7 protein-coding genes and 2 pseudogenes are annotated in these 7,266 nt (G+C 45.7%); 6 read left to right on the top strand and 3 right to left on the bottom strand.

Features of this window, described 5'->3' with window-relative positions:
- Positions 1 to 104 precede the first annotated feature (104 nt).
- From ACIQZ3_RS08400 to ACIQZ3_RS08390, 3 genes are all read left to right on the top strand, one after another.
- Positions 105 to 488: a dihydrodipicolinate synthase family protein gene (locus ACIQZ3_RS08400; protein WP_397392160.1), complete on the top strand. Its 384-nt coding sequence runs from the start codon at positions 105 to 107 to the stop codon at positions 486 to 488.
- 28 nt (positions 489 to 516) lie between these two features.
- Positions 517 to 1,467 carry a TAXI family TRAP transporter solute-binding subunit gene (locus ACIQZ3_RS08395; protein WP_397392158.1) on the top strand — a complete coding sequence of 317 codons (951 nt, stop codon included), beginning with the start codon at positions 517 to 519 and terminating at the stop codon, positions 1,465 to 1,467.
- A gap of 111 nt (positions 1,468 to 1,578) precedes the next feature.
- Positions 1,579 to 3,591: a TRAP transporter permease gene (locus ACIQZ3_RS08390; RefSeq protein WP_397392156.1), complete on the top strand. Its 2,013-nt coding sequence runs from the start codon at positions 1,579 to 1,581 to the stop codon at positions 3,589 to 3,591.
- 77 nt (positions 3,592 to 3,668) lie between these two features.
- Here ACIQZ3_RS08390 and ACIQZ3_RS08385 read toward each other — a convergent pair.
- Both ACIQZ3_RS08385 and ACIQZ3_RS08380 read right to left on the bottom strand, forming a co-directional pair.
- Positions 3,669 to 3,995 (bottom strand): annotated as a pseudogene (locus ACIQZ3_RS08385) (enolase C-terminal domain-like protein); the annotation flags it as partial.
- Positions 3,979 to 4,161: a hypothetical protein gene (locus ACIQZ3_RS08380; RefSeq protein WP_397392154.1), complete on the bottom strand. Its 183-nt coding sequence runs from the start codon at positions 4,159 to 4,161 to the stop codon at positions 3,979 to 3,981. The pseudogene ACIQZ3_RS08385 and the gene ACIQZ3_RS08380, both read right to left, overlap by 17 nt.
- A 152-nt stretch (positions 4,162 to 4,313) precedes the next feature.
- Between ACIQZ3_RS08380 and ACIQZ3_RS08375 the strand changes: the two are divergent.
- The 3 genes and pseudogenes from ACIQZ3_RS08375 to ACIQZ3_RS08365 all read left to right on the top strand — a co-directional run.
- A pseudogene (locus tag ACIQZ3_RS08375) lies at positions 4,314 to 4,747 on the top strand (3-hydroxyacyl-CoA dehydrogenase NAD-binding domain-containing protein); the annotation flags it as partial.
- Positions 4,745 to 5,206, top strand: a complete 462-nt coding sequence (locus ACIQZ3_RS08370; RefSeq protein WP_397392164.1) for a 3-hydroxyacyl-CoA dehydrogenase family protein — start codon at positions 4,745 to 4,747, stop codon at positions 5,204 to 5,206. The pseudogene ACIQZ3_RS08375 and the gene ACIQZ3_RS08370, both read left to right, overlap by 3 nt.
- Before the next feature lie 71 nt (positions 5,207 to 5,277).
- The gene (locus ACIQZ3_RS08365; protein WP_397392152.1) at positions 5,278 to 6,741 is read left to right on the top strand and encodes a M23 family metallopeptidase; all 1,464 of its coding nucleotides are present in this window, start codon (positions 5,278 to 5,280) and stop codon (positions 6,739 to 6,741) included.
- 67 nt (positions 6,742 to 6,808) lie between these two features.
- Here the strand turns inward: ACIQZ3_RS08365 and ACIQZ3_RS08360 are convergent, their stop codons facing one another.
- Positions 6,809 to 7,249 (bottom strand): universal stress protein, encoded by a 441-nt coding sequence (locus ACIQZ3_RS08360; protein WP_397392150.1) that lies wholly within the window; start codon positions 7,247 to 7,249, stop codon positions 6,809 to 6,811.
- Positions 7,250 to 7,266 lie beyond the last annotated feature (17 nt).

The raw sequence follows: 7,266 nt of genomic DNA, 5'->3' as shown, positions 1-7,266 counted from the left end.
GAATGCGTTTGACTGCTAACTGCTTAAATTCCAAGGTGTACTGCTGTTTTGGGATCTTCATTTATCTCTCCAATAGTTAGTAATTTAATACGAACTGATTGAAGGTGATTTATCGGGGGAAGGTCATTTTAGCGCCTTCAGGATTCCGCGTATATGCCGGTAGCGAAGTCTTCTTAATGCGCGCCCTGCGTGCAGGTGGCGTTGGCTGCATCTCTGCTACTGCTAACGTAAACCCTAAGGCCATCGCCGAATTGGCAGCCCATTGGAGAGAATCTGACGCAGATCAACGTCAAGCCGCCTTAGATCAAGTACGCTCAGTATTTGCTCAATATCAAATGATCGCCGGTATGAAAACTGCAGTTGCACACTTCAGCAAAGATTCAGAGTGGTTACGCGTACGCCCACCACTCATGCAGCTAAGTGCAGATCAGCAAGCGAAGTTATTGGGTGAGCTACAAAAAATTAATTTCAGCATGCCGGGCCTTTAATTAAATAGACGCAAAACAGGAGACAAAAATGAAGCTTATTAAAATAATTGCTGTAACTATCACCATGTTGTTCGGTGCGGTGCAAGCACAAAACCTTTCTATTGCAACCGGCGGTACTGGCGGCGTTTACTACCCAATGGGTGGTGGCCTAGCCTCAGTACTATCCAGCAAAGTACCTGGAATGTCTGCAACCGCTGAAGTAACTGGCGGTTCAGTAGATAACCTGAACCTCATCGGCACTGGCAAACCTTATGTTGGCTTCTCGATGGCTGATGCCGCTAAAGACGCTAAAGATGGTGAAGGTAAATTTACTAACAAGAAAATAGACTTACGCACTCTCTTAGTGCTCTATCCAAACCTCATGCACGTTGTAACCGTAGACTCCACTGGCATTAAGTCCATGAAGGATCTCAAGGGTAAGCGCATTAGTACAGGCGCCCCTGGTAGCGCAACCGAAGTGATGGCTTTTCGCCTGTTAGAAGCTGCCGGCCTCGATAAAGACAAAGACGTCAAACGCGAGCGTTTGAGCGTAGCTGAGTCTGTTAATGCGGTAAAAGATCGCAAAATTGATGCTTTCTTCTGGGTTGGTGGCCTACCAACTGCGGCTGTTACTGATTTAGCTAATAGTCCCGGCATGAAAATCGTGATGATTGATAACGCTGCTGAAGTCGCTGCTATGAACAAGAAATATGGCAATCTGTACTTTGCTTCAGACATCCCAAAAGAAACCTATAGCGGTATGGGCAAAAACAATAAAGTGGCTGGTGTAGCCAACATCCTCGTAGTCAATGCCAATATGCCTGATGATGAAGCTTACAAAATTGTGAAGGCTGTCTTTGATAACAAGCTTGAATTGGTTCGTACTCACAAGGAGTACATCAATGTGACCCTTGAGAATCAAAAGCAAAACTCCACACCAATCGCATATCACCCAGGTGCAGCGAAGTATTTCAAAGAAAAGAACGTTAAATTAAATTAATTTAATTTAATTTCACCCTGATGTCAGGAGTGCCTACAAGCACTCCTGAATTTTTTTGATAGTTCCGTATTAGCAAGACAAAAAAGCCGTATATAAAAAATAGGTGGGGACATGACACAAGCTGTGATTGATAACGAAACACAAGAAAAATTAGATGCCTTCATTAAGCAAGAAGAAGGTGATTCCAATGACTACAAAGGTCTCTTGGCCAAATTCATCACCTTGGTGGCGGTTGGCATGTCACTCTTTCACCTATATGCCGCTTACTCGATTGTTCCAACCCAGCAACTGCGTGTTATCCACGTAGCCTTAGTACTGTTTTTAGTTTTCCTGAGCTTTCCGATTGCAGCTCGATTCAAGAACCGCCTCATGTGGTGGGACATCCTATTTGCAGTCGGCTCAGTACTAGTTGCGTATTACATTCTCAGCGGTGGTGATGACCTTTTTGATCGCAATACTGCCCCGAATTCAACTGACGTCATGGTTGGCGTCTTTCTCATCGCCCTAATCCTAGAGAGCGTCAGAAGAACCAATGGCATGGTCTTGGTAGTAGTGACCTCACTCTTCTTGGCGTACGCCCTTTTTGGCAACCACTTACCTGCCCCATGGACACACAAAGGCTATGACCTTGATCGCCTGGTTGGCTACATGTACATGACCCTAGAGGGTATTTACGGGACTGCAGTAGACGTATCAGCTACCCTCATTATTCTGTTCACTATTTTTGGCGCCTTTCTCCAGTTCACTGGTGCAGGCAAATTCTTTATCGACTTCTCTTTTGCCGCAATGGGTGGCAAATCTTCTGGTGTTGGTAGAACGATTGTGCTTTCCTCATTCCTCTTGGGTGGTCCATCAGGTTCTGGCGTAGCCACTACTGTTACCGTTGGTTCCGTAGCAGCCCCAATGCTAGATAAAGTCGGTTACGAAAAAAATGCGGCGGGCGGATTGCTAGCTGCCGGTGGTTTAGGTGCAATCATTTCCCCACCTGTACTCGGCGCAGCAGCATTCTTGATCGCTGACTTTTTGAAGATTTCTTATTTAGATGTGTTGCTGATGGCAACCATTCCAACCATTTTGTTTTACCTTGGCCTCTTGGTCATGGTGGAAATTGATGTGCGCAAGTACGGCATGAAGAACATCCAGTTCAAAGCATCGGAATCTGCCTGGCAGTTAACCAAAAAATATTGGTTCCACTTCTTTTCATTGATTTCGATTGTGCTCTTCATGATGTTTGGCTTCTCGCCAGTCATGTCCGTGTTCTGGGCGACCGTGGTATCGGCACTCTCGAGCATGCTGCGTCGCGATACCGCCATCATTCCCTGGGATTGGTTCCAAGGTAAAGAGAAGATTTTTTCTGGTCTGTACAACTCGAACCTCACTAAAGCGCTGGCATCTGGCTCAACCGGTGTTCTCGCGATTGCAGTAACCTGCGCTGGCGCTGGATTGATTGTTGGTACCGTTACCCTGACCGGCCTAGGCTTGAAGTTCAGTTCGATTGTGATTCAGTATGCGGGTGGCTCGCTCTTGCTTACCGCCATTTTCACTGGCCTTGTGGTCTGGGTTGTTGGACTTGCTGTTCCAGTAACTGCGTCATACATTATTTGCGCTGTGATCGCAGCGCCTGCATTAATCAATCTTGGTGTTCCAGAATTTGCAGCGCACATGTTCATTTTTTACTACGCGGTACTTTCTGAAGTATCCCCTCCGACAGCGCTTTCTCCTTTTGCAGTTGCAGCTATTTGCAAAGGCAATCCATACAAGACCACCCTGCAAACTTGGAAGTACGTTGCCCCAGCAATCCTGGTGCCATTCATGTTTGTGCTCGATAAATCAGGTATCAGCCTCTTGCTCATGGGGTCTACAGCAGCGCTAGAGCAAGCTGATTGGATGCAAATCGCCTGGGTTTCATTTACGGCAGTCGTTGGCATCATTTGCTTGGCAGGCGGTCTACAGGGCTGGTTTATTGAAAAGACCAAAGTCTTTGAGCGCATCATTATGGTTATCGCAGGTGTGGCGCTTGCCTACCCTTCAACCGAGGCTGACCTCATTGGATTTGTAGGTTTTGGTTTGGTGCTGATTACTCAGTCAATCACCCATTTAAAATTGAATCCGAAATCCAGCTAAGAATATTTATGCTGCGTCAGAACATAAAAAATCCCGCCTCATGTGCGGGATTTTTTATTGCTGGGAATTTAAATCCATTACACAATCTTTGTCCAAGCAGTCTTGCCGGCATACTTTTTAATCGCAGCCTCATCAAACTCAAATCCCAGTCCTGGAGTTTTGTGCAGAATCAAGTCGCCATTCTTGAAAGTTAGTTGCTTGTTAATCAATCTGCGGAAGTTTAGGACCTGATCATCTAGGAAAAATTCAACGAAGCGGGCATTTGGTGTTGCTGCCACTAAAGGTGCGTGCAAATCATGCATCCAATGCGGACAAACAATCACACCCTTTAAATCGGCGTAAGCGGAAATACGGCGCCACTCGGTAATACCACCGCACACGGCTGCATCAGACTGCAAAATCGCCACCTGCACTACCCACATAGCAAAAGCCAATGCCCTCATTACCATCCTTGCCGCGTACCTTAACCAAGCAATAATGACGCTCTGAAACCGTCCGAGTGGAAAAGGAGGTGATCTTATCTAGAGGCACCGCTACGGCAGCAACTGATACTGACTCAATGATGGGCATGGGAGCTCCTATGTTCAAAAAATTATTGTAGCCATAATTAAGAATGTGTTACGACCCCAAAATAGGGAATAATGAGTCGCTTAGGAACCAGCTTCATCTACGATTATTTGGAGGCATTATGAGCAAAGTTGTTGTCATGGGGCGCGGGCACTATGGGAGTGGGCATCGCAGCAAGCTTCCCGGCCTATGGCGACAAAACAATTTTGCTAGGCAGGGACCTTAAGAAGGCAGAGCTCAACCTTTCTAAGGTGGAGCTCTGCGCTGATACCATCAATCCCACATGGCGAGATAGCGGCGCCCAACTAATTCCAGGCAGCATTGCAGATTGGTCTGATTGGCAAAATACTGATCTCATTATTGAAACCGTCTCCGAGCGTCTAGATCTCAAAAAGAACTCTTTAGCGAGCTTGATCAACGTGTGCCGCCCAATATTCCGATTGGCAGCAACAGTTCGGGCTTTCCTATTAGCGATATTGCACAAGGTCTTATAACCAGCCATCGCATGTTTAATACCCACTACTTTATGCCCGCCCATATTGTTCCCTTGGTAGAGGTAGTGTTGGGTGAAAATTCTGATCCACAGATGGCTGAACAGATTTGCTATCTATATCGTAGTCATGGCAAAAAGCCTGTCTTAGTCAAGCGAGATATTCCAGGATTTTTAGCCAACCGAATTCAACATGCCTTAATGCGTGAAGCACTTTCTTTGGCTCAAGAAGGAATCGCCTCACCAGATGATATTGACACTGCCGTGCGCTATAGCTTTGGCTTTCGTTATGCCGCAGTTGGCCCAATGACTCAAAAAGAAATCTCTGGCTGGGAAGGCATGACACTAGCTGCAGAGGTAATCTACCCCTCCCTCTCAAATATCCAATCACCACCCGCTTGCGTTATGGATCTGGTCAATTCTGGAAAAACAGACATGGCCAAAGGTGCAGGGTTTAGAGAGTGGTCGCCAGAGGAGGCAGCCCATATGAAGCAAGCCTATGAAACACGTCTTCAGGCGGCCTTTGAAGTGCTAAAAATAGCACCTGAATTGAATTAAATTGGGATTATTGCGATACAGCAGACTTTAAAACCCTGCGATCTTTCACAACAATATTGGATAATTGCCTTGTGAAGAAAAATGTCTGTGCGCGGCCCCTCTTTTTAAAAGGGGCAATCAACGTAATTGGATTTGCCTTAGTTGGCCTCATTCAACTGCCGGGGATTGAACTCGTCACTAGTGCCCTAGCGCAAACCACAAGCCAAACCAGTAAGGTCAGCAAGGCTCCGCAAGTTAAACAAAAGACCGTAGTGCAAAGCAGCAAGCAAGCTGGACTTAAAGTCAAATCGGACTCGTTAAATCAACCCTCTAAAAGCATGAGCTTAAATCCGGAGCTATTCAAACGGATTGAGGGCGAATACAGCAATGATGGTGGCTCAAATTTAGATTACCGCGTCCAACGTGGCTGCTTACGCCGCAGTTACAACGAAGAAAGCCTTCCAGCTAATCTGGGCCTAAATGATCGTAACTTCAATGCTTTTTTTAAAGCCCAAACCAAAGGCTTTTTTGATCGAATGCGTGGCGATTGCATTCCTTATGCACTAGCCCTAGGAAGTCGCAACCGCTTCGAATCACTTAGTGTCATGAATGGCCCCATGCAGGATGCCAAGACAGAGATTTGGACCTTTACCCCTTCGGCAGCAGGTAGCTTCTTAATTCAACAAGATTATCTAAAAGACGAGTCGAAACGCTTTACAGAAATTCAACTACCTTTGCGTGATGTTCTATACGACCCCAAAAAAGTAGGCGATAAATTGCCTGTGGAGCTCATTTGGGAACTGAACTCTGTCATTAAACAGATCTATCCCGAAGATAGCAGCGCCCTAGAAAATACCAACAGTATTGTGCGTTTAATAGTGGACTTTGGTGATAAAGATCGCTGGGCGCAAATATGGGCAGCTGAAATTATTGATCCAGCTTCTGGTGAAGTATTTTCTAGTGCATTTTGGGTTGAAAGAAGCGATATTCCCGGTGCCTTTTATACTGCCAGTGGCGAGTCTATTGAACGCACCTTTTGGACTAACCCCTTAAGTTATCGGCGCATATCTAGAGGTGTGGGAAGTGTAAGGACATCTAGCAAGAAAGTTGCCCCATCTAAAAACACCAATGCAGCTGTAGCAGCGCCAAAACAACGATATCGAACCCACATGGGGATTGATTACTCAGCACCGATTGGGACGCCAATCTTTAGCGTAGCTACTGGCAAAGTAGTGCATTTAGGTTATAGCGGTGCATTTGGCAATCTCATCATCCTTGAGCATCCTGGAAACTATCGCACCTACTATGCGCACTTAAGTAACTACAACACTGAACTAGAGGTTGGTAATGAAGTGCGTCGTGGTTTAGAGATCGGCTATGTTGGATCAACCGGGCGCTCTACTGGACCTCACCTTCACTTTGAACTAAGGAAAGATGGCATCTATGTTGACCCCTATGGCGCCAAAACCGAATTAGATTTATGGAATATGCGAGATAGTGATAGCGGCTTGCTCACTAGAGAGATTCTATTGCTAGGTACACCACTCAAAAATTAGATAGCGTTAATAATGCAGAAATAAAAAGGGGCCCATCAGGCCCCTTTAATTTTTTCAGTCTCGGGTATTAGCCAAGAACTAATACCGGCAACTTAGCATGCACAATTACTTCATGCGTTTCACTACCCAATAAAACACTCTTAATACCGGTGCGCTTATGTGAAGCCATCACGATCACATCCGCCTTCGCTTTCTTGGCCCCTTCTAAAATACCCTCAGACAAATTGCTATCCGCGATATGCAAGGTATTGACCTTAATGCCAGTACCCAATGCAACAGCTGCTTTTTTAAAAATATCCTTAGCAAATGCCTCGCATACTTTCTTATGATCCTTTTGGGAGATGCCATAACCCATCGTGCTATCGGAATAGACCATCGGCGGCATTGGATCAGAAACGTAAACCAATGTCACAGCGGCTTTATCTGCCTTAGCAAGCGCAGCAACCTTCTTTAAAGACTTTTTACTCACGTCTGAACCATCAACTGGTACTAATAAGTGCTTGAACATATCGACTCCTGTTAAAT

The sequence above is a fragment of the Polynucleobacter sp. genome, assembly GCF_044342855.1.
Classification (GTDB): Bacteria; Pseudomonadota; Gammaproteobacteria; order Burkholderiales; family Burkholderiaceae; genus Polynucleobacter.
Note: the sequence above shows the minus strand (reverse complement) of the source record. Positions and strands in the feature narration are given on the sequence as shown.